The organism is Mucilaginibacter sp. P1_D10 (assembly GCF_056406215.1).
The window spans coordinates 47,680-66,587 of sequence record NZ_JBFUAP010000023.1 but is presented as its reverse complement, the minus strand read 5'-3'; the positions used below and the strand labels follow the sequence as shown (position 1 = coordinate 66,587).

20 protein-coding genes are annotated in these 18,908 nt (G+C 45.5%); 9 read left to right on the top strand and 11 right to left on the bottom strand.

The genetic code is table 11. From position 1 onward, the window contains the following. Positions 1–188: 188 nt before the first annotated feature. The 3 genes from AC1DYT_RS25165 to rsmG are packed head-to-tail and all read left to right on the top strand — an operon-like array spanning position 189 to position 2,402. Positions 189–1,190, top strand: a complete 1,002-nt coding sequence (locus tag AC1DYT_RS25165) for a glycosyltransferase (protein ID WP_477472249.1) — start codon at positions 189–191, stop codon at positions 1,188–1,190. Continuing rightward, on the top strand, positions 1,181–1,786 hold the full coding sequence (locus AC1DYT_RS25160) for an RNA polymerase sigma factor (protein ID WP_477459291.1): 606 nt from the start codon (positions 1,181–1,183) through the stop codon (positions 1,784–1,786). Before AC1DYT_RS25165 ends, AC1DYT_RS25160 begins: the two co-directional genes overlap by 10 nt. Continuing rightward, entirely contained in the window at positions 1,776–2,402 is a 627-nt protein-coding gene (gene rsmG, locus AC1DYT_RS25155; RefSeq protein ID WP_477472248.1) for a 16S rRNA (guanine(527)-N(7))-methyltransferase RsmG, read from the top strand. Before AC1DYT_RS25160 ends, rsmG begins: the two co-directional genes overlap by 11 nt. Here rsmG and AC1DYT_RS25150 read toward each other — a convergent pair whose 3' ends face one another. Continuing rightward, positions 2,403–4,424 (bottom strand): M56 family metallopeptidase, encoded by a 2,022-nt coding sequence (locus AC1DYT_RS25150; protein WP_477472247.1) that lies wholly within the window; start codon positions 4,422–4,424, stop codon positions 2,403–2,405. Then, positions 4,421–4,798 carry a BlaI/MecI/CopY family transcriptional regulator gene (locus tag AC1DYT_RS25145; protein ID WP_477459288.1) on the bottom strand — a complete coding sequence of 126 codons (378 nt, stop codon included), beginning with the start codon at positions 4,796–4,798 and terminating at the stop codon, positions 4,421–4,423. The genes AC1DYT_RS25150 and AC1DYT_RS25145 overlap by 4 nt, the downstream gene beginning before the upstream one ends. Before the next feature lie 475 nt (positions 4,799–5,273). On the opposite strand from AC1DYT_RS25145, the gene dprA reads away from it, so the two are divergent. Continuing rightward, on the top strand, positions 5,274–6,374 hold the full coding sequence (dprA, locus tag AC1DYT_RS25140; protein WP_477472246.1) for a DNA-processing protein DprA: 1,101 nt from the start codon (positions 5,274–5,276) through the stop codon (positions 6,372–6,374). On the opposite strand, the gene AC1DYT_RS25135 is transcribed toward dprA, so the two are convergent. From AC1DYT_RS25135 to AC1DYT_RS25115, 5 genes are all read right to left on the bottom strand, one after another. Continuing rightward, positions 6,371–6,847 (bottom strand): SixA phosphatase family protein, encoded by a 477-nt coding sequence (locus tag AC1DYT_RS25135; RefSeq protein WP_477472245.1) that lies wholly within the window; start codon positions 6,845–6,847, stop codon positions 6,371–6,373. The genes dprA and AC1DYT_RS25135 overlap by 4 nt on opposite strands. Positions 6,848–6,916: 69 nt before the next feature. After that, positions 6,917–7,534, bottom strand: coding sequence for an outer membrane beta-barrel protein (locus AC1DYT_RS25130; RefSeq protein WP_477472244.1), 618 nt, complete (start codon positions 7,532–7,534; stop codon positions 6,917–6,919). 65 nt (positions 7,535–7,599) lie between these two features. Beyond that, positions 7,600–8,565 (bottom strand): glycosyltransferase family 9 protein, encoded by a 966-nt coding sequence (locus tag AC1DYT_RS25125; protein ID WP_477472243.1) that lies wholly within the window; start codon positions 8,563–8,565, stop codon positions 7,600–7,602. A gap of 10 nt (positions 8,566–8,575) precedes the next feature. Beyond that, a complete protein-coding gene (gene rfaE2, locus AC1DYT_RS25120; protein ID WP_477472242.1) occupies positions 8,576–9,085 on the bottom strand; it encodes a D-glycero-beta-D-manno-heptose 1-phosphate adenylyltransferase in 510 nt (169 codons plus the stop codon). A 116-nt stretch (positions 9,086–9,201) separates the two neighbouring features. Further along, positions 9,202–10,878, bottom strand: coding sequence for a helix-hairpin-helix domain-containing protein (locus AC1DYT_RS25115; RefSeq protein WP_477472241.1), 1,677 nt, complete (start codon positions 10,876–10,878; stop codon positions 9,202–9,204). 507 nt (positions 10,879–11,385) lie between these two features. Here AC1DYT_RS25115 and AC1DYT_RS25110 point away from each other — a divergent pair. From AC1DYT_RS25110 to AC1DYT_RS25100, 3 genes are all read left to right on the top strand, one after another. Continuing rightward, complete coding sequence (locus AC1DYT_RS25110) at positions 11,386–11,880, top strand: hypothetical protein (protein WP_477472240.1); 495 nt, start codon at positions 11,386–11,388, stop codon at positions 11,878–11,880. Between the two features lie 500 nt (positions 11,881–12,380). Continuing rightward, positions 12,381–12,689, top strand: coding sequence for a type II toxin-antitoxin system RelE/ParE family toxin (locus AC1DYT_RS25105; RefSeq protein ID WP_477472239.1), 309 nt, complete (start codon positions 12,381–12,383; stop codon positions 12,687–12,689). A 22-nt stretch (positions 12,690–12,711) separates the two neighbouring features. Further along, the gene (locus AC1DYT_RS25100; protein WP_477472238.1) at positions 12,712–12,999 is read left to right on the top strand and encodes a HigA family addiction module antitoxin; all 288 of its coding nucleotides are present in this window, start codon (positions 12,712–12,714) and stop codon (positions 12,997–12,999) included. Between the two features lie 101 nt (positions 13,000–13,100). Here the strand turns inward: AC1DYT_RS25100 and sppA are convergent, their stop codons facing one another. Next, positions 13,101–14,897, bottom strand: coding sequence for a signal peptide peptidase SppA (sppA, locus tag AC1DYT_RS25095; RefSeq protein WP_477472237.1), 1,797 nt, complete (start codon positions 14,895–14,897; stop codon positions 13,101–13,103). Positions 14,898–14,988: 91 nt separating this feature from the next. On the opposite strand from sppA, the gene folK reads away from it, so the two are divergent. Both folK and AC1DYT_RS25085 read left to right on the top strand, forming a co-directional pair. Further along, positions 14,989–15,474 (top strand): 2-amino-4-hydroxy-6-hydroxymethyldihydropteridine diphosphokinase, encoded by a 486-nt coding sequence (gene folK, locus AC1DYT_RS25090; protein ID WP_477459277.1) that lies wholly within the window; start codon positions 14,989–14,991, stop codon positions 15,472–15,474. A 16-nt stretch (positions 15,475–15,490) separates the two neighbouring features. Continuing rightward, positions 15,491–15,868: an Hpt domain-containing protein gene (locus AC1DYT_RS25085; RefSeq protein WP_477472236.1), complete on the top strand. Its 378-nt coding sequence runs from the start codon at positions 15,491–15,493 to the stop codon at positions 15,866–15,868. Between the two features lie 166 nt (positions 15,869–16,034). Here the strand turns inward: AC1DYT_RS25085 and purS are convergent, their stop codons facing one another. From purS to rho, 3 genes are all read right to left on the bottom strand, one after another. Further along, complete coding sequence (gene purS, locus AC1DYT_RS25080) at positions 16,035–16,292, bottom strand: phosphoribosylformylglycinamidine synthase subunit PurS (protein WP_477472235.1); 258 nt, start codon at positions 16,290–16,292, stop codon at positions 16,035–16,037. A 30-nt stretch (positions 16,293–16,322) separates the two neighbouring features. Further along, a complete protein-coding gene (pssA, locus tag AC1DYT_RS25075; protein WP_477472234.1) occupies positions 16,323–17,060 on the bottom strand; it encodes a CDP-diacylglycerol--serine O-phosphatidyltransferase in 738 nt (245 codons plus the stop codon). A 91-nt stretch (positions 17,061–17,151) separates the two neighbouring features. Then, positions 17,152–18,792 carry a transcription termination factor Rho gene (rho, locus tag AC1DYT_RS25070; protein WP_477459273.1) on the bottom strand — a complete coding sequence of 547 codons (1,641 nt, stop codon included), beginning with the start codon at positions 18,790–18,792 and terminating at the stop codon, positions 17,152–17,154. Positions 18,793–18,908: the final 116 nt, after the last annotated feature.

The following is an 18,908-nucleotide window of genomic DNA, read 5'->3' as shown; positions in this document are numbered from 1 at the left end:
ACTTTTAAACCTTAAAACATTCCAACCTTTCAACCTTTTTTATCAAATTTGCATTCATTTTATTTAGGGGTTTGGAAGCTTATATTCAAGAGGCGTTATTCGTTCTATTTCAGTTATGTTTTATTATTCAGCTGTATTACCTGGTAGGTAATCACACAAAGCTATATGCTTATACACCTTCGCAGGCTTTGCCGGAGGTTAGCATCCCTATTTCGGTCATCATCAGTGCCCGCAACGAAGCCAAAAACCTGGCCGCAAACCTGCCTTATATCTTACAGCAAACCTATCCCGATTATGAGGTGGTAGTGGTGAACGATTGCTCGTACGACAGCTCGGACGTGGTGCTGGAAGATATCCAACGCGAGTTTCCGCATCTTAAAATAGTTACCATTACCGAGCACGACCGTTACAAAACCGGCAAAAAATTCGCGCTTACCCTGGGCATAAAAGCCGCCAAAAACGAGCACTTGCTGTTTACCGATGCCGATTGCAAGCCTGCTACCCTGCACTGGATAACCCGCATGGCGGCCAATTTCGGGGGCCAAACCCAACTGGTTTTAGGCTATTCGCCATACTTCCGCAGCCGCAATTTCCTTAACGCATTCGTCCGTTTCGAAACCGTTAAAACCGCCATCAACTATCTTTCGGCTGCGCTTCGTGGCGATGCTTATATGGGCATTGGGCGTAATTTGGCGTACACCAAAACTTTGTTTTTTGGCTCCAAGGGGTTCGCATCGCATATGCATATCCTCAGTGGCGACGATGATTTGTTTGTAAACCAAAACGCCACCGCAGAGAATGCAGTAATTGAGATACACCCCGATGCCTTTACTTATACCGATGCCAAAACCACTTTAGGTAGCTGGTTTAAGCAAAAAAAACGCCACATGGGGGTGGGTAAAGAGTACAAGAACAGGCACCGCCAAATGCTTAGCATCGATGCCATAAGCGGTTTTTTATTCTACGTTTTGTTTGCGCTATGCCTGGTATTTAAGTTTGAGCCGTTGCTGGCCGGCGGAGTTGTGGCTTTCAGACTGATACTTCAGGTTGTTATTTATAGCAGGATTTTTAAGAAGCTGGATGCTGGCGACATACTGTGGGCGCTGCCATTTTTTGATGTCATTTACTACCTTTACCTAAATGTGTTTGGATTAATAGGTACCTTTATAAAAACCACCCGATGGAAGTAAACGCGAATTTTACCGAGAACGCAAAGAACGATTTTCACCTGGTGGTGAAGGCCAGGGAAGGCAACCAAAAAGCCTATGCCGACCTGATGCACCGCTACAAGGATTCCATCTATTTTATGGTGCTGAAGATGGTAAACAACAAGGAAGATGCGATGGACCTCACCGTAGAAACCTTTGCCAAAGCCTTCGAGAAACTGGAAAAATACCAGCCCGAGTACGCCTTTAGTACCTGGCTTTTCCGCGTGGCTACCAACAACTGTATCGATTTTATCCGTAAAAAGAAATTGAATACGCAATCAATCCACGGTATGTTGGATGAAGACGGCGACGAAAAACCGCTGCAAATAAAGGCGGATGTGCTCAACCCCGAAGAAACTTCTATCAAAAAACAGCAAACTGAGGAGCTGAAATTGTTGATAGAAAGCCTGCCCCTGCGTTACCGTAACCTGATAACGCTGCGCTATTTCGACGAGCTATCGTACGAGGAGATTGCCCAGCAGTTGGATTTACCATTGGGTACCGTAAAGGCACAATTATTCAGGGCCCGGTTCTTACTGGGCAACATCATCAAAAAGCATAGTAAGGATGACATCTGATTTAATCCTGAAGTATTTCCCCGATGTAACTCCCGTTCAGCAGGAGCAGTTTGCCCGCCTGCAGGAACTATACACTTTTTGGAACAACCAAATCAACGTAGTATCGCGCAAGGATATCGATTTGCTTTACGAGCGCCACGTGCTGCATTCCCTCGGCATAGCAAAAGTAATGCCCTTTATGCCCGGCGAAACCGTGCTGGATGTAGGTACCGGCGGCGGCTTTCCCGGCATCCCTTTAGCCATACTCTTCCCCGAAACCAGGTTCCATTTAGTTGATTCCATCGGCAAAAAAATAAAGGTAGTGAACGAAGTTGCAGCAGCTTTAGGGCTGGTGAATGTAAGAGGAACCCATGCCAGGGCCGAGGAAATAAAGGAGAAATTCGATTTTGTGGTATCGCGCGCGGTTACGCAATTGAAAGATTTTTACCCTTGGGTAAAGGGGAAGTTCAGCAAATCTACCGCCAACAAACTGGCCAGCGGGATACTCTATTTAAAAGGGGGGGACTTAACGCAAGAAATTGCCGAATCGGGTTTAGCGGTTCAGCAATTCTACCTCAGGGATTATTTTGAGGAGGATTTTTTCGATACCAAGCAGGTTATCTACGTAAAGGGGTAATTACGGTTTTTTGGTTCCTGCGGTATCTATTTTAAGATTCAGCTTAATTACCGGCGCAGTTTTTACATCCACTTTCTTCAAATTTACCTTAGTTACCGGTTTTACCTTCATTGGCTTTAGGCTGATTTTAGTATTGGTAACAACTACAGGCGAATCTATGGTGATATCGAGGTTTCTTACATCTGCTGCCACAACCGGCGCTACGAAAATTTTGGGCGCAACTGCAGCCCTAACCTTTACGGCTTTAACGCGTTTAGTAGGCTTGTCGGCCACTACCTTTGGAATTTCGAAGCTATCTCTCGATATGGTAGGCGGGCTGGCCGGACTAGCGGGTTCATCTATCACTATCATCGGCCGTGGCGGCGGCAATTTTTTACCGGATGCGCTCAATGCCACTTTCGGCGCTTTTTTGGGTTTTGCGGGCGGCGGGGGGGGCGGTAAGTTAGGTATGTCGCCAATATTTACGGCTTTGTTAAATATAATATTGCCTAAAAAGCCCGGTATCATTCTTGTTTTATTGCTGGCAAGATAGGTAGCCTGGTTATCGGGCAGCCAAAAGTTCATCTCCAGTATCTTTTTGCCGGGTTTGTCTTTTACCGGGTAAGGGTAGCTTTCCAAGGCTTTTAATGCTATGGCTTCGTAACCCGTGCCTTTGCTTTGCATAACAGCTATATTGGTCATTTTACCCGCAGCATCCAAATCGAAAGTAAACACAACAGCGCCGTTTTCATTTGCCTTTAATGCTTCCGCAGGGAATTTTATGGTTTTATGCAGGTAAGTGGATACTGCTTCGTAAGGTTTTTTTAGCGAGTAAGGGGGCGGAGGAGGAAGCAATCTATGCATGTTTGTATCGGCTTTCGTAACGTTCGCTGCTGCAACCGGCAACAGTGTTTGGCTATCCACATCAATTACCTCTACTGTAAAATTCACGGTTTTTCGGATATAGTTGAGTTCGGCAGGGGTAACACTTTTGGCAAAGAATATCTTTTTAACCCCCTTGTAGGTAAATGAAATATTATCGGAGTAGGTTGTGAAATCCCTAACCTTATCTATCGTTTTAAAATACTTAATGGTTTTGGTTACAGGCTCGTCTATGCGGATTTCGGCTTGCACCGGTTTAGCAGGTGCCAGGTCGATGAACGCATAATTTTTACTGAACACGAGGGTTGATGCGCACAGCATCCCTACACAGAGGGGCACTGCGGCCAGGTACTTTAGCCTTGCTAAGCTGCCTGATCGTTTTTGGTTTAACATGATGATTCGCTTTTTTAGGAGATTATAATTGAAAAAAGAATGTGCAATGGGCGAGCCCTGTATGCCGTAGGCGTTGTTAAGTAAAAAGGCCGAATAGGTGAGCGCATCGCGCTCTTGTGCGGCGGTCTGCTCATCGGCAATGTACTCGTGCAGGGTACGCAGGCTGCGCTGCAGCAGGTATATAAAGGGGTTGAACCAACTGAAAACCTTAAGCACTTCCAAAAAGATGATATCTGCCGAATGCTTTTGACGCATGTGTACCAGTTCGTGCGCTATAATGGTATCCGCCTGTGGCACTTCGGTGCCGATGAACAGGTAATTAAAGAATGAAAATGCCGTGTTATCGCCCTTGAGCTGTATCAACTTATACTTATCTGCATAGCGCGATTTACTTTTGCGCGTAAGTAACGACAGGCGATACAGGCGGTACGCCAATACCGCTAAAGTTACTACCGCACCTATAATGTAGGCGTAAAACAATACATCCCCCAGGGTTATTTGCGCAACGGGTTCTTCGATAGTTATCTCGGGCAAGGGGGCACCGTTCACTACCTGTGGAGTGTAAGCAACCGGCTGCAGCGTTATTTGCTCAACTGGTTTTAGTATGCTGAGCTGCGTAACCGGCAGTATAAACGATACCACACAGCTAAACAGCAAAAAGGCGCGGCTTAACAGGTAATGGGTTTCGTTATTTAAAAACAAACAATAGCACAAATAAAATACCCCCAGGTAAATATTTGCTTCAACAAGGTAGTGCAGCCAGTTCATTGTTTTTTGTTTTTGAGGTTGTTCAATAGTTCGGTCAGTTCATCCAGTTCTTTCAGGCCCAGGTCCTTTTCATCGGCAATAAATGATACCAGGCTTTTGTACGAATCGCTGAAGTAGTTCTTCATCAGCTTATCGAAGGTGAATTTTTTGTAATCGTCTTCGCTCACGGTCGGGAAATACACATGCGAATTGCCGTAAGCCTTATGATCTATAAAACCTTTGCCTTCCAGCACCCTTACCACGGTAGATACCGTGTTGTAAGCGGGTTTGGGCTCGGGTATGCGTTCGATGATATCCTTTACAATAGCTTCGTTCAATTGCCACAGTATCTGCATTATCTGCTCTTCGGCTTTAGTGAGTTCTTTTACTTTCATAGTAAACTATTTTTATAGTTAGGCTAAGGTAAAACTATTTTTATAGTTTGCAAACTATTTTTGTAGTTTTTTATTTTTTTAACGTATCGTCTTTTGCGAGAAATGGCGGTGGGGAAAGACGACGCGGCAACTAGTGGCACCGAACCCGTCGAAGAACACAAAAACCGGCATTGGCCTGTTCGGCAACCACTGAAACTGCTAAAGCATTGGCTTCCATAGAACAGGACGCAGCCGGCAGTTTCTTTTGGTTACTTTTCTTTGCTGCCAAAGAAAAGTAACATCCACAGGCCTTGAATAACTTACTGCCTTGCCTAACGAAGCACAAAAGACTGCAACGCCTAAACCTCATCACATTTTTTTAGGTGCATTCCTGAGTTTCCTTACAGCTATGACGTGCAAGATGGCAGACCAATAAAAAATACACCTATTTTGCTAATAATATTAGGATTATTGCTACTTTAGGGCACCCAAAACTATGTCGTTACATCACCAGCTTGCTTTAACGTTTCTTAAAAAGATTGGCCCCGTACTGGCCAGATCAATGATGAGCCAGTTTGGCGATGCCGAGCAGATATTCCGCTTATCTAAATCTTCGCTGAGCAAAGCCAGGGGCGTTGGCGCAAAAACGCTGGGCCAGGCCGATTTTGATGAGGCCCTGCGCCGGGCCGAGGCGGAGCTGAATTTCATCGAAAGGAACAATATCGACGTGCTTTTTTATACCGATGCACGCTACCCAAGGCGCTTGAAGAACTGCCACGACGCACCTTTGTTGTTATACTCGCGGGGCAACGCCAACTTCAATGTGCCGCGCATCATCAGCATAGTAGGTACCCGCAACGCTACCGATTACGGCAAGCAACTATGCAAGCAGCTGGTTGAAGAACTGCAGGAATACCATATTATGATTACCAGCGGCCTGGCTTTGGGTATTGATGTGGCGGCCCATAAAGAGTGCCTGCGGGCGGGAGTACCCACAGTGGGCGTACTGGGGCACGGCTTCGATAGGATGTACCCTTCGCAAAACCGCGCTACTGCCGATAAGATGCTGGAGAATGGCGGCCTGCTTACCGAATACCCATCGGGCACCAATCCCGATAGGGAGAACTTCCCGCAGCGCAACCGCATTGTTGCCGGCATGGCCGATGCTACTGTAGTGGTGGAAGCAGGCGTAAAAGGCGGCGCATTAATAACTGCCGAAATTGCCAATACCTATAACCGCGATGTATTTGCCTTCCCCGGCAGGCTGGGGGATGAGTACTCTGAAGGTTGCAACTTTTTGATACGCAATAACAAAGCACAATTGCTTACCTGCGTTGCCGATTTGGCCTATAGCCTCGGCTGGGAAAAAAAGGGGGAATTGAAAGGTGCACCAGAACAACTGGTTTTGCCTATCGACCTATCGCCCGGCGAAAGGAACATTTACGATATCATCCGCGAGAACAAAACGCCATTGGCTATAGACGATTTGAGCATCAAAACCAATATGCCTGTAAGCCAATTGGCTATGGCCCTGCTGGAAATGGAGCTGCAAGGCTTCATCCGCTCGTTGCCGGGCAAAGCTTATTGCATCAATTAAATCTTTGGGTTATCATAATAGGTGAGCTTTCCCGAATCCTCATAAATTTCTTCCCAACTATCCAAATTAAACTCAATCAGCGCCACGGTGCCCGGCGGCACTTCTTTTATGGCACCGCTTAAAGTGTAGAGTATTTGTTCTACGGCGGGGTTATGCCCAACAAGGGCTATGAAATCCTGGTCGGCAGGTAACTCATTGATGATGCGCATTAGGGTAGGTTCGCCCGCCTCATAAATCGCCTTTATAATGGTTGCGGGATTCAGCTTCAACGTATCGGTAAAAATATTTGCGGTAGTGTGGGTGCGTAAGGCTGGGCTGGTAACAAAAAGCTGGGGGATGATGCCTTTTTGCTGCAAATGTGAAGCCATGGCTTCGGCCCCTTTAATGCCTTTTTCGGTAAGGGGGCGTTCAAAATCGGTGTAGCCGCTTTCGTGGGTGGCTTTGGCATGGCGTATCAGTAGTAGCTTTTTCATCGGTTTTAAAAGTATAAAAAAAAGAGGAGCAAAAATTGCTCCTCTTTTGCCATTTTGGCAATTTCTTTATCAGAAAGTAAAACCTATCGAAACGCCGAATACTTTGCTTTTTATGGTACCGCTGCTGCTATCGTTTGATAAATTAGAAAGGCCAAGATCGTAGCTTAGGCCGATAAGGAAACCGCCTTTAAGCTGCAAACCGGCTATGCCTTGTATGCCAAATTCGGTCTTTTTTACATCGTCAACCCCGTCTCCAAAGTTCACATCCGTTTCGGTTGTTGTGCCGCCGCTGGTTGATTTATCTTTACCGGAAATACCCATAGCCGCAAAGGGGCCGGCACCGAAATAAATATTTCCGACTACAATGGGGGCATGATAAACAATATTAACAGGCACCTGCAAATAATATAACTGAAACTTTTGGCTGGTATTGCTTATTTGCTCATCAAATTTGTAACCTTTACCGGTATAAAACAGGCCGGGCTGGATAGAAACAGCACCGGCTTTAAGATCGGCAAATACGCCTACCGAAAATGAAGTTAAAGAACCGGGCGAAAACGAAAAGCTTCCGCTTGATTGAGATACGTTGGCAAAGTTTACGCCGCCTTTAATACCAAGTTTTGGGATTTGCGCAGATGCGAATAACGCTGCAGAAGCAAGCACTACAGTAAAGATTAATTTTTTCATATGTGGTAAGGATTTAAATTTTAGCTAATTTAAATAATAAAAGATGAAATTGCCATGAAGCAATCTTATCTTTTATTTACAAAGGCGGTTATCGGTTCCTCGGGCATATCAACCATGCATTTGAAATGACCCAGCGGGCATTTCTCCATCCCGAATTTTGAACAGGGGCGGCAGCCGATATCGGTACCGGCCACCAACGCATCCTTTACCATATAGGGTTGTACGCCAAGCAAATCGGGCACGGTGCCCCCCCATATAGATACGATGGGTCTGTCGAAAGCTTCGGCGATGTGCGTTAAGCCGGTATCGAAACCGATTACGCTTTGGGCTTTTGATACCAGGAAAACCGACTCATCCAGCGATGTTACCCCGCAGGCGTTATAGGCTTTCGAGCCCAGTGCGGTGGCCACTTCATCCCCGTTTGACTTTACGTCCTTGCCGCCAAGCAGTACTACAGGCAGGTTTATGTCCCGGCAAATGCTGATGATTTTTGGGTTGGGCAGGCGTTTGGTAAAATGGGTTGCGCCTATAATAAATGCTATGAAACCGTTTTGATGACTGGCCGGAAGCAGGGCCTCCAATTGGTGCTCGCCCACATAATAGTCTATCGGTTTGCCATCATTTGTGATGCCTAACGGTTCCGTGGCTTTTAAATAACGGTCAACAATATGGGTGTTGGGCACCAGCTTAAGGTTTAGCTTAAGGCTGAGCCATTTGCGGATGGTGTATTTTTTGAAGGTGTACGATTTAACGCCCGTGCGCATTTTGATGATGGCCGTGCGTAGATTGTTATGCAGATCTATAATGTAATCGTACTTTTCCTGTTTGATATCAGCAATGGTTTCGGCCAGGGTGGGCTTCAGCAGCAACAGTTTATCCAGGTAAGGGTTGTTGTTGTAGATGTACTGAAAAGCTGGTTTGGTAATGAAATGCACCTCGGCATTGGGCACCTGCTTTTTGATGCAGCGAACAACAGGCGTTGTATAAATAATATCACCCATCGAACTGAAGCGGATAACCAGTATTTTCATCTTGGCAATATTACCCGGTTACGCTATTTGCCCGTATTTTGTTGATGATGGATGTGGACGAGTAGCCCTCTACCAGGCTGATGGTCTTCACCTCGCCGCCATTGGCCAACACTTCTTTCGCCCCGGCAATGTTTTCGATGGTGTAATCGGCACCCTTTACCAAAATATCGGGCATCAGGGTAACGATGAGGTCGCGCGGGGTATCTTCTTCAAATATTACTATGCCGTCAACAAAAAACAGGGCGGCCAGTAATGCGGCGCGGTTGCTTTGGTCGTTAACGGGGCGGCTCTCGCCTTTAAGCCGCTTTACCGATGCATCGGCATTAAGTCCGATGACCAGTTTATCACCCAGTTCGGCCGCTTTAGCCATATAGGTAATATGGCCCAAATGCAGCAGATCGAACACGCCGTTGGTGAATACTATCTTTTTACCCTCTGCTTTCCAGGCCTGTATACGGGCCGCAAGGGTAGGGGTATCGGTTATTTTATCTAAGAGGGTTTGTTCGAGGTTGTGGCGCATGGGGTATATACTGTTATCGCCTGAGTAATTTCTCGCAAAGGCGCAAAGACGCAAAGTGTTTTTTTAATCTTGGCGCCTTTGCGTCTTTGCGCGAGACAAGATTCAGGATTGTATGTTTATTTCGGTTTCTTCGCTTCAAAAACCTTTTTAATTTCTTCCAAAGATAAGGCATTCAGGCACATTTCTTTGTTGAGGCCGCCTTTGCGGGCCACATTTACGCCGTACTCCATATCCAGGAAACCGCTGTTGCGGTGTGCATCCGGGTTGATGGATAGCATAACACCCTTTTCCAAAGCGTATTGGTGCCAGCGCCAGTCGAGGTCTAAACGTACGGGGTTGGCATTTATTTCGATAATTACCTTATTGGCAGCGCAGGCATCTATCACTTTTTTACAGTCGATATCATAGCCTTTCCGGCTCAAAAGCAGCCTGCCAGTGGGGTGCCCCAATATCGTGGTGTACGGGTTTTCGATAGCTTTTATCAGTCGTGCGGTGGCTTTATCTTCGGCCATTTTTAGGTTGCTGTGTACCGATGCGACGATGAAATCGAAGCGTTGCAATATCTCGTCGGGGTAATCAAGCGAGCCATCGTTCAATATATCCGATTCGATCCCCTTGAATATACGGAATCCCTCCAGTTTTTTGTTGAGATGGTCTATTTCCTCGTGCTGTTGCAGCACACGCTCTATGCTGAGGCCCTTGGCGTAAAAAGCGCTCTTGCTATGGTCGCACATGCCCAGGTATTGCAGCTTCAACTGATCGCGACAGTAAAGGGCCATCTCTTCTACGGTGTTTACGCCGTCGCTCCAGGTGCTGTGGTTGTGCAGGGTGCCTTTGAGGTCGTGGTAGGTAATCAGCTTGGGTAGCTTGTTTGCAGCTGCCCGTTCGATAAACGTATCGCCTTCGCGCAGTTCGGGCTGCATCCAGGCGAGCCCGGCTTTTTGATAGATAAATTCCTCGCTCGATGGTTCCTCCAGTTCTTCGGTCATCAGGGCTAATACGGCCTCCACGTGGTCGTCAGAGCCGGTATTGATAAATAATTCTTTATAATATTCTGCTTTATCCACGCAAATAATATCAACCAGCAGCCCGTTTTTCAGTTCGCCGCCAATGTGGTCTCCATTCAAGCTCACATTCTGTAAAATTTCCGATTTTGCAAGGGCATCAAATGCAACTTGCTGGTTTTGGCTGCCCACCACGATTACCAGCTCGGTTACGATTTCGTTCAACCGGCGGTACTCCCCGGCAAAATGTTTCAGAGCCTCCGGGAAGATGCTTTTTACCTCATCCATCAGCAGTTTGGCTTCTTCCTCTACTTGTGCGTACAGGAATTTGCCGTTCCCCGCCATCCGGAACTCGATGAGCCTGCGTATCTCGTCCTGCGTTTTCAGTCCGAAGCCTTTGGCCTCTATCAGTCGGTTTTCATTGCAGGCGTAGTAAAGTTCACCTACGTTTTCTATACCCAGGTCCTTCCAAATGGTGGCCACTTTTTTTGCGCCTATGCCCTTGATGGCCATCATCTCTACGATGCCTTCGGGGGTTTTATCCAGTATTTCCTGCAGTTCGGCCATGGTGCCGGTCTCCAGCAGTTCGGCAATTTTGGCCGCGAGGCTTTTGCCTATGCCGTCTATCTTCTCCAGCTCGGCAACGGTTTTACCGGCAATAGGGAAGGGGAGCTTATCAACCTTAAAAGCCGCGTTGGCTATCGATTTTATTTTGAAGGGGTTGGCCTCGTGCAATTCCATCAATTGCGACAGCAGGCGGAGCGTACGGGCTACGGGCTTATTTTCCATAAATTGGTTTGCGGTAAAAATACAAAAGGCAGGGGCAAAAATGCCTTTTATTATTGAACAACATTATTGGACATCTGTTTTTAACCGCAGAGAACGCGGAGGTAGGCGCAAAGGGGCGCAGAGGTTTTTATTGAGTGAACACTAATTCCACGAATTGAGCTCAATTAGCACAAAACCGGTGGGTGAATATTGCCACCTGCCGCAGCTAGAAATTAGTGTAATTCGATTCAATTCGTTCAAATTCGTGGTAACTCAAATTCGAGGTGGCACAGAGAGTTTATTGAGTGAACACGAATGCCACGAATTAAGCTCAATTAACACAAAACCGGCTCGTAATTATGGCCAACTACCGCAGCTAAAAATTAGTGAAATTCGATTCCATTCGTTCAAATTCGTGTTAACTCAAATTTTGCGTACTTTGTGGTTGATACGCCGAAGCCTGATATGCACAACGTCGACAATGAAGTATTCGCTCAAAACCTATTGCTAACGCAATCTTATTGCGAAATGCAGTTAGCTAATACGGATAAATCAGCAGCCGAAATATTGAGGAGTTTTAACCCGGATTATAATGGTCAAAAGGTATTTTCCTTTAAACCGGGAGAATATGACGGGGAAATCAAGACTTATTTTGAAGCGGATTGGTCTGTCGATCCATGGAGAGACAACGATATGGTCATTTATAAAGAATTGTTTGACCAACAATTAGCTAATAAAAAGCATGTGGTGAAGTTGGATAAACGGCAGACTAGTTTTAAAGGTAGAATACTGATAGCAGAGGTCGATTGCACTGTTGTAGATGGATGTTCCGAAGCTCACTCTGATGGGCTAATTGATATTTTTGATTGTCCGCCGATAGATACCTGGTTTTATTTAACGGACAATGATTATAGTAGGCTGATGTATTGCTGGATACCTGAGAAATTTGAGGAGCAAATAAATATAGCTGTGGCGGTCAACGCAACGGACTGTTTAAGATGGTTCGATACTACGCCTCAATAAAAAAGCCATCCTCCGAACATGCATTCTTTAATGAATCGCCATCCGGCTTATAAAACCGCGTTATGGCCAAGGACACATCGACGATGGACTTTATTTTTGGTAGAGAATCTCTCTTGACTTGCGCTTTAGTTGCGAAAGAAATAATAACCGCCAAAATAACTGTGAAAACAAACTTCATATTTTGAATTTAATTACTGCTGCAAGCCAACCCGTAACCGGTTTTGCGGTAAAAATACAAGTGTGGTGGTAATTAACTGTTTAAAACACTGCGATTATGTTAATGCGAGAAAAAAATTAATCATATAACCAAAATTTGGTTATATGATTAATTTTTATTTCTTTTGTATAAACTTAAATGTTTTATTAGGGGCAATACACAATCATACAAGCATCACATTGGAATGAAACAAATGAAAGAAAATCTCACAAAAGCATCCTATTTAACATAGGTGCTAAATTAACTGCTTCTTTCAAGGAAAGGGGCTTAAATTAATTAACAAATGATTGTAAAAATCTTAAATCAGTATTTAAGCGAATTAGCTAAAGATCAAGCATTGACAGGCAAGCAAGAATTCCCTGTTGAAGTAATTAAGGCGTTTAAAAGGCGATTGTTCGAAATCAAGAGTGCGAGAAGCTCTTCGGAATTGCGCAATAACAAAAGCTTTCATTTTGAAAAATTAAAAGAAAAACGTTATGAGGGTAAGTATTCAATTCGATTGAATAAAGCATACCGTCTCATATTCGGAATTGACAAACAGAATAATATTGAGATTATCCTTATAGAGGAAATTTCAAATCATTATTCATAACTACGCGAGAAGCGTTTAACTTATGATCAATCAAGTATTAGATTATACTGGTAAAGAGATTGACATTGAAGCCTTTCACCCAGGTGAATTTCTATTAGAAGAAATAGAAGAAAGAGGCTTATTAAAAAAGGATGTGGCCGAGAAATTGGAAATTTTACCACACCATTTAAGTGAAATCTTTGCCGGTAAGAGAAATATATCCGCAAAATTGGCACTCAAGCTCGAAAAGCTTTTTGAGATTAGTGCCCAGTATTGGTTGACTATGCAAATGGAGTATGACCTATACATCCTCAGGCATGAAACAGCATAAAAAATAAAGACGCAGTCCCTGAAACCCTTTCAGGGATTGCGGCCAAAAAGGAAAAGCCACCTTCACAGGCAGCTTTTCCATCAAAATATTTAAACACAAAATTATCTTATCACCACTTCGTAAGGCATGCGTGCCTGTGGGGTGCGCATCATTTGGGTTACGCCTTTTATCTGCTGGTAGTATTTGTAGTTCTCGCCAAGCTCGGCTTTTACGAAGTGCGCACTCATTTGGGCAGAGAAACCCTGGCCCAATTTGCTTAGTACGCTCTTTTGCTCGGGATAGCTTACCAATTGGTAGTCTTTCAGGTTCGCCTTTCTTGCGGCTGATGCCACGGCATCGCTGATGTTGCCCAGACGGTCAACCAATCCTATTTTTAAAGCTTGCTGACCTGTCCATACACGGCCCTGGCCTATGGAGTTGATATAGGCCTGCGTTTTCTTGCGGCCGTCGGCTACGGCTTTGGTAAAGGTATCGTAACCGCGGTTCACGCTTTTTTGCAGCATGGCGCGCTCTTCGGGGGTGAGGGGGCGGCTTACATCGCCCAAATCAGCATACTTGCCGGTTTTTACGCCATCGAAGGTAACACCCAGCTTATCGTTAAAGAATTTCTGCATGTTGGGCAGCACCGCGAAGATGCCAATCGAACCCGTGATGGTATTCGGCTCGGCGAAGATAGAATCTGCCGCGCAGGCAATATAATACCCGCCGGATGCAGCCACATCGCCCATGGAAACGATGATGGGTTTTACCTTTTTGGTGAGCATCACTTCGCGCCAGATAACGTCAGATGCCAACGAACTGCCACCCGGGGAGTTCACCCTCAAAACAATCGCTTTTATTTTATCGTCGGTACGGGCTTTGCGTATGGCCCTTGATATTTTTTCGGAGCCAATGCTGTTATCGTCGCCATCGCCGCCGCTGATCTCGCCCGAGGCGTATATTACCGCAATGCGGTTTTTAGAGTAGCTCTTTTTATCGTCGTCGTCCTTGCCGTCGTCTTTAGCGCTGCTTTTTACATATTCGCCAAGTTCAACGCTGTGCAGGTCATCTTTCTCGTTTATATCGGTACGGTGCTTCAGTTCGCTTAAAATTTCGTCTTTGTATTTCAGCCCGTCAACAAGCTTGTATTTCAAAGCGTCCTCCGGCTCCTGTATGCGGCCGGTGTTGGCATAGTTGAATAGCGAATCTTTGTTGATATGGCGGCTCTTGCCAATGCCGGTAAGGAAATGATCATACATAGAACCCAGGTACGAGGTAACCTGCTCGCGGTTGGCATCGCTCATTTTAGTGAGGAAAAAGGGCTCTACGGCGCTTTTGTAAGTGCCCACTTTAATAATCTGCGCCTCTATGCCCAGCTTATCCAGCGCACCTTTTAAAAAGGTAACCTCAGAGCTGAAGCCCTTGAATTCGATGATGCCTTTAGGGTTCAGGTACACTTTATCGGCAACTGAAGCCAGGTAATAAAAACCCTGGGTGTAAATTTCGGAGTAGGCTACCACGAATTTGCCCGACTTTTTAAAGTCGAGAAGTGCGTTGCGCAGTTCCTCGGTAGTAGCCTGGCCCTGCATCATATAGCTTTCGTCTAAAAAGATGCCTTTTATATTACTGTCGTCTTTTGCTTTTTTAATGCTGGCGAGGATATCGTTCAACCCTAATGATTTTTCGCCGTCGAAACCCAGGAAACCGATGGCGGCAAGAGGGTTATTTGCGGTGCGTTCGTTTATCTGGTAATCTATTTTGATGTGCAGGATAGAGTTTGAGTCAACATCAGCTACTTTGTCTGAACTGGCCGCTGTAATAAGGCCCACGATGAGCAGGACGAACAGCACCCCAAAAATTACGGTAGAAATGATGATACCCACAACGGTGGCGAACACAAATTTGAAGAATTCTTTCATTAACTGTTATAAATCATTTATATATGCAAACTTACTAAAATAGCCCTGCTTAACCTTTATTAAGAGCCGGGTATGTGATATTTGTTACAACATGATTGACGTTTTTTTACTATTGGGCACCAACCTGGGCAACAGGCAATTGCATTTGCAACAGGCCATTGAGCACCTCCGGCAACAAATTTCGGAGGTAACAAGGGTTTCTGCCATTTACGAAACGCAATCATGGGGCAAAACCGATGAACCCGATTACCTTAACCAGGTGATACAGCTACAAACGAGCCTGCCGGCCCGAAAGCTGCTGGAAAAGATATTGGCTATAGAATTGCAGATGGGCCGCACGCGCGAGGTAAAATGGGGTTCGCGTATTATCGATATCGATATCTTATTTTATGGAGATGAGGTGATTGACGAGCCGGGCCTGGTGGTGCCCCATCCACAACTGCACAACCGCCGTTTCACGCTGGAACCCCTGGCCGAACTTTCCCCACAGATGATTCATCCCGTGCTGGGTAAAAACATTTTAGCACTCAAAAAAGACTTAAAAGACAGCTTGATTGTAAAAAAGTTATACTTTTGAAATATAAACCCGAACGATGGCCGATAACATACCAGCACAAGACCTCGATCTTGATTTTTTATACGAAATTGCCGATGGCAGCGATGAATTTATAGTAGATTCTATCGGCATGTTTTTAGATCAAACCCCGCAATTGCTTGCCAGCATAACCGCTGCGATAGATGCGCAAGATTGGGTAGTTGCCGCACAAGCTTCGCACAAGCTAAAACCAAACCTGGGCTTTTTTGGCATGCCATGGTGCCAGGCTACCATACAGGAAGTGGAGATAGCCTGCAAGCAAGGCGCCGCCAACCCGCCGGAAATCCTCGCGACATTTAACATGGTAAAAACCATGGTAAACAAAAACCTGATAGAGCTTAATAAGATTAAGATACAAAAGGAAGCGAATCTTTAAACGTCAAGAGTCAAGAATTAAGAGTCAAGAATCAAGACAAAAGAATTCCTGATATAACGAAAGAGGCGATCATTTAAATGATCGCCTCTTTTTTATTTACGACAAACTACCCGTAGGTAGCCTGTCTTCTATCTTGATTCTTGAATCTAAAATTCTTGCTTCTTCCTTAAGCTACTTCTTCCAGCTTAAAGCTGTAGCTTTCCATAATCAGGTTGGCCAGCAGGTTTTTGCAGGCCTGGTCTACTTTGGCGCTAGCGGTTTCGGTGCTGTCGGCCTCAATTTCCAGGGAGATGTGCTTGCCAATGCGTACGTTCTGTATTTCTGATAAGCCCAGGTTTTTCATGCTGCCGGTTACGGCTTTGCCTTGAGGGTCCAGGATTTCTTTTTTCGGCATTACATCAATTTCGGCCAGGAATTTTTTCATCTGTGTACTTGTTTTTAGGAAAATACTACGCTAAGCGTGTTTGTTTCTGCTTAGGATAGTATCGTCGGCAAATTTTAGTTGGATTAACGATAGGGTGATATACATTACAATAACCACCGGAACTGCCGCAAATTTAAAAAATAGTATCAGTATTGCCGAAAACAGCAGCAATAAATAACGGTAAAAGTTTTTGTTGAAATCGCTGTTCTTGAATTTGAGTGACATCAGCGGAATCTCGGCCACCAGCAGTGTACACATCAAAGCAATGAAAACCAAAATGGCGTAAGGGTTGAGGATGTAACGGCTAAGGGCATCGTACTGCTGCATAATAGGCGGTATAGATGCGATGAGGATAGCGTTGGCCGGCGTAGGCAGGCCTATAAAGCTATCGGCCTGGCGGGTGTCGCTGTTGAATTTGGCCAGCCTCAGCATAGAGAATACCGCTAGCAAAAAGGCTGCGTAATTAACATACTCGCCAATGCCGGGTATCTGCGGCGAGCGCGAAAGCAACTCGTAAACAATGGCCGATGGCAATACGCCGAAGCTCACCATATCAGAAAGCGAATCCAGATCCTTGCCTATGCACGATGTGGAGTTTAGTACCCGCGAGGCAAACCCATCGAAAAAATCGAAGATTGCCGCCAAAAAAATGGCATAAGCCGCTATTACCAGGTTATCCTGAAACGCAAATACGATACCTACGCAGCCACTAAACAGGTTTGCGCAGGTAATGGCATTTGGAAGATGTTTTTTTACTTGCCTCCTCATAATCGGTTATGAAGGTATAACTATTTTTATTAATAACATGGAGTTATAAGTTAAGCTTGTGCTAAATTATAACTCCATATACATAAATATATTATGAATTCATCGAAATCAGGAACTCTTCGTTAGTTTTTGTGCCCCTTATCTGGGCCTGTAAAAACTCCATGCTTTCCTGCGAATTCATATCGGCAAGGTGGTTACGTAGTATCCATATACGCTGTAACGTATCGCGATCCAGTAACAGATCGTCGCGGCGGGTGCTCGATGCTGTGATATCGATAGCCGGGAAGATACGTTTGTTAGAAAGTTTACGATCCAGTTGAAGCTCCATGTTGCCGGTACCTTTAAATTCTTCAAAGATAACCTCATCCATTTTAGAGCCGGTTTCTGTAAGAGCGGTAGCGATGATGGTGAGCGAGCCGCCATCTTCTATATTACGGGCCGCACCAAAAAAGCGTTTTGGTTTATGCAATGCGTTGGCATCCACACCACCCGATAATATTTTACCCGATGCTGGCGCAACCGTGTTATAAGCACGTGCCAAACGGGTGATAGAATCCAGCAGGATAACCACATCGTGGCCGCACTCTACCATGCGTTTTGCTTTCTCTAATACGATATTGGCAATTTTTACGTGGCGCTCTGCAGGCTCATCAAAGGTAGATGATACCACTTCGGCACGTACGCTGCGGGCCATATCGGTAACCTCCTCGGGGCGTTCGTCAATCAGTAAGATGATCAGGTAAACTTCGGGGTGGTTTTTGGCTATCGCGTTAGCAACATCCTTCAGCAACATGGTTTTACCTGTTTTTGGCTGCGCCACGATCAAACCACGCTGACCTTTACCGATAGGGGAGAACAGGTCCATAATGCGGGTAGAATAATTACCGGCATCAGTAAACAAGCTCAGTTTCTCCGATGGGAAAAGCGGTGTAAGGTGGTCGAAAGGTACGCGGTCGCGCACTTCGGCAGGTATGCGGCCATTGATGGCTTCCACGCGTACCAGCGGGAAATATTTTTCACCTTCTTTTGGCGGGCGTATGCTGCCGCGCACGGTATCGCCGGTTTTTAAGCCGAACAGTTTTATCTGCGATTGCGATACGTATATATCATCCGGGGATGTTAGGTAGTTATAATCAGAAGAGCGGAGGAAACCGTAGCCATCAGGCATAATTTCCAGCACGCCCTCGTTTACAATTACGTTATCAAAATCGAGGTTGATAGCGGGCTCCTGATTTTTTTGCGCAGGGCCGTTGCCGGTGTTGTTTACGCGGCGTTCGAATTTCTGGGGGCGGGCCTCGGCGGGCAGTTGCTCAGCCCTTATAGCCTGTTCCTCATCGGTTTCTACGGTGGTAGCCGAAACCGCAGGCGTAAAGTTGCCACGGTTATTGTTTTCCAACTCGTCTTCTTCCTGCTCAAAAAGGTTTGTATCGTTTAAGGGCACTTCTACCCTTGGCTCGTTTTTGGCTTTTACTACGCGGGTTCTTTTGCGTGTTTTTTCGGCTGGCTCGGCTTCGGCCGGTGCTTCGGTATCTTCGCCTGCAGGTTTTGGCGCGTAATTGTTCTCGGTGATGCTTTGCTGGATCCTGGCTGCTTCTATTAATTGCCTTTGTTCAACTATTGCGGCAACAAGCTGGGCTTTCCTAAGCTCATCAGCAGTGGCAATACCCAAACTCCTAGCAATATCGCGCAACTCAGAAACGAGTTTGTCGTTCAATTCTATTGTATCAGACATGATATGAATTATAGTTCAAAAGGATTTTTTAGTTGAAAGATTGTTTTGCAAACCCTGTATATGCAATATTTAAGCCAGGTAAGTATCAACAATAATGACGTGGTGATAAAAATTGT

Coding starts and splice junctions, on each gene's coding strand:
- purS (WP_477472235.1), bottom strand. CDS start 16,292: ATGAAAAAATTCCTGGCCGAAATTGATGTAATGCCGAAAAAAGAAATC.
- AC1DYT_RS25085 (WP_477472236.1), top strand. CDS start 15,491: ATGGCCGATAACATACCAGCACAAGACCTCGATCTTGATTTTTTATAC.
- AC1DYT_RS25105 (WP_477472239.1), top strand. CDS start 12,381: ATGATTGTAAAAATCTTAAATCAGTATTTAAGCGAATTAGCTAAAGAT.
- AC1DYT_RS25110 (WP_477472240.1), top strand. CDS start 11,386: ATGCAGTTAGCTAATACGGATAAATCAGCAGCCGAAATATTGAGGAGT.
- AC1DYT_RS25135 (WP_477472245.1), bottom strand. CDS start 6,847: ATGAAAAAGCTACTACTGATACGCCATGCCAAAGCCACCCACGAAAGC.
- sppA (WP_477472237.1), bottom strand. CDS start 14,897: ATGAAAGAATTCTTCAAATTTGTGTTCGCCACCGTTGTGGGTATCATC.
- AC1DYT_RS25145 (WP_477459288.1), bottom strand. CDS start 4,798: ATGAAAGTAAAAGAACTCACTAAAGCCGAAGAGCAGATAATGCAGATA.
- rfaE2 (WP_477472242.1), bottom strand. CDS start 9,085: ATGCGCCACAACCTCGAACAAACCCTCTTAGATAAAATAACCGATACC.
- folK (WP_477459277.1), top strand. CDS start 14,989: ATGATTGACGTTTTTTTACTATTGGGCACCAACCTGGGCAACAGGCAA.
- AC1DYT_RS25130 (WP_477472244.1), bottom strand. CDS start 7,534: ATGAAAAAATTAATCTTTACTGTAGTGCTTGCTTCTGCAGCGTTATTC.
- pssA (WP_477472234.1), bottom strand. CDS start 17,060: ATGAGGAGGCAAGTAAAAAAACATCTTCCAAATGCCATTACCTGCGCA.
- AC1DYT_RS25125 (WP_477472243.1), bottom strand. CDS start 8,565: ATGAAAATACTGGTTATCCGCTTCAGTTCGATGGGTGATATTATTTAT.
- AC1DYT_RS25160 (WP_477459291.1), top strand. CDS start 1,181: ATGGAAGTAAACGCGAATTTTACCGAGAACGCAAAGAACGATTTTCAC.
- rsmG (WP_477472248.1), top strand. CDS start 1,776: ATGACATCTGATTTAATCCTGAAGTATTTCCCCGATGTAACTCCCGTT.
- AC1DYT_RS25115 (WP_477472241.1), bottom strand. CDS start 10,878: ATGGAAAATAAGCCCGTAGCCCGTACGCTCCGCCTGCTGTCGCAATTG.
- dprA (WP_477472246.1), top strand. CDS start 5,274: ATGTCGTTACATCACCAGCTTGCTTTAACGTTTCTTAAAAAGATTGGC.
- rho (WP_477459273.1), bottom strand. CDS start 18,792: ATGTCTGATACAATAGAATTGAACGACAAACTCGTTTCTGAGTTGCGC.
- AC1DYT_RS25150 (WP_477472247.1), bottom strand. CDS start 4,424: ATGAACTGGCTGCACTACCTTGTTGAAGCAAATATTTACCTGGGGGTA.
- AC1DYT_RS25100 (WP_477472238.1), top strand. CDS start 12,712: ATGATCAATCAAGTATTAGATTATACTGGTAAAGAGATTGACATTGAA.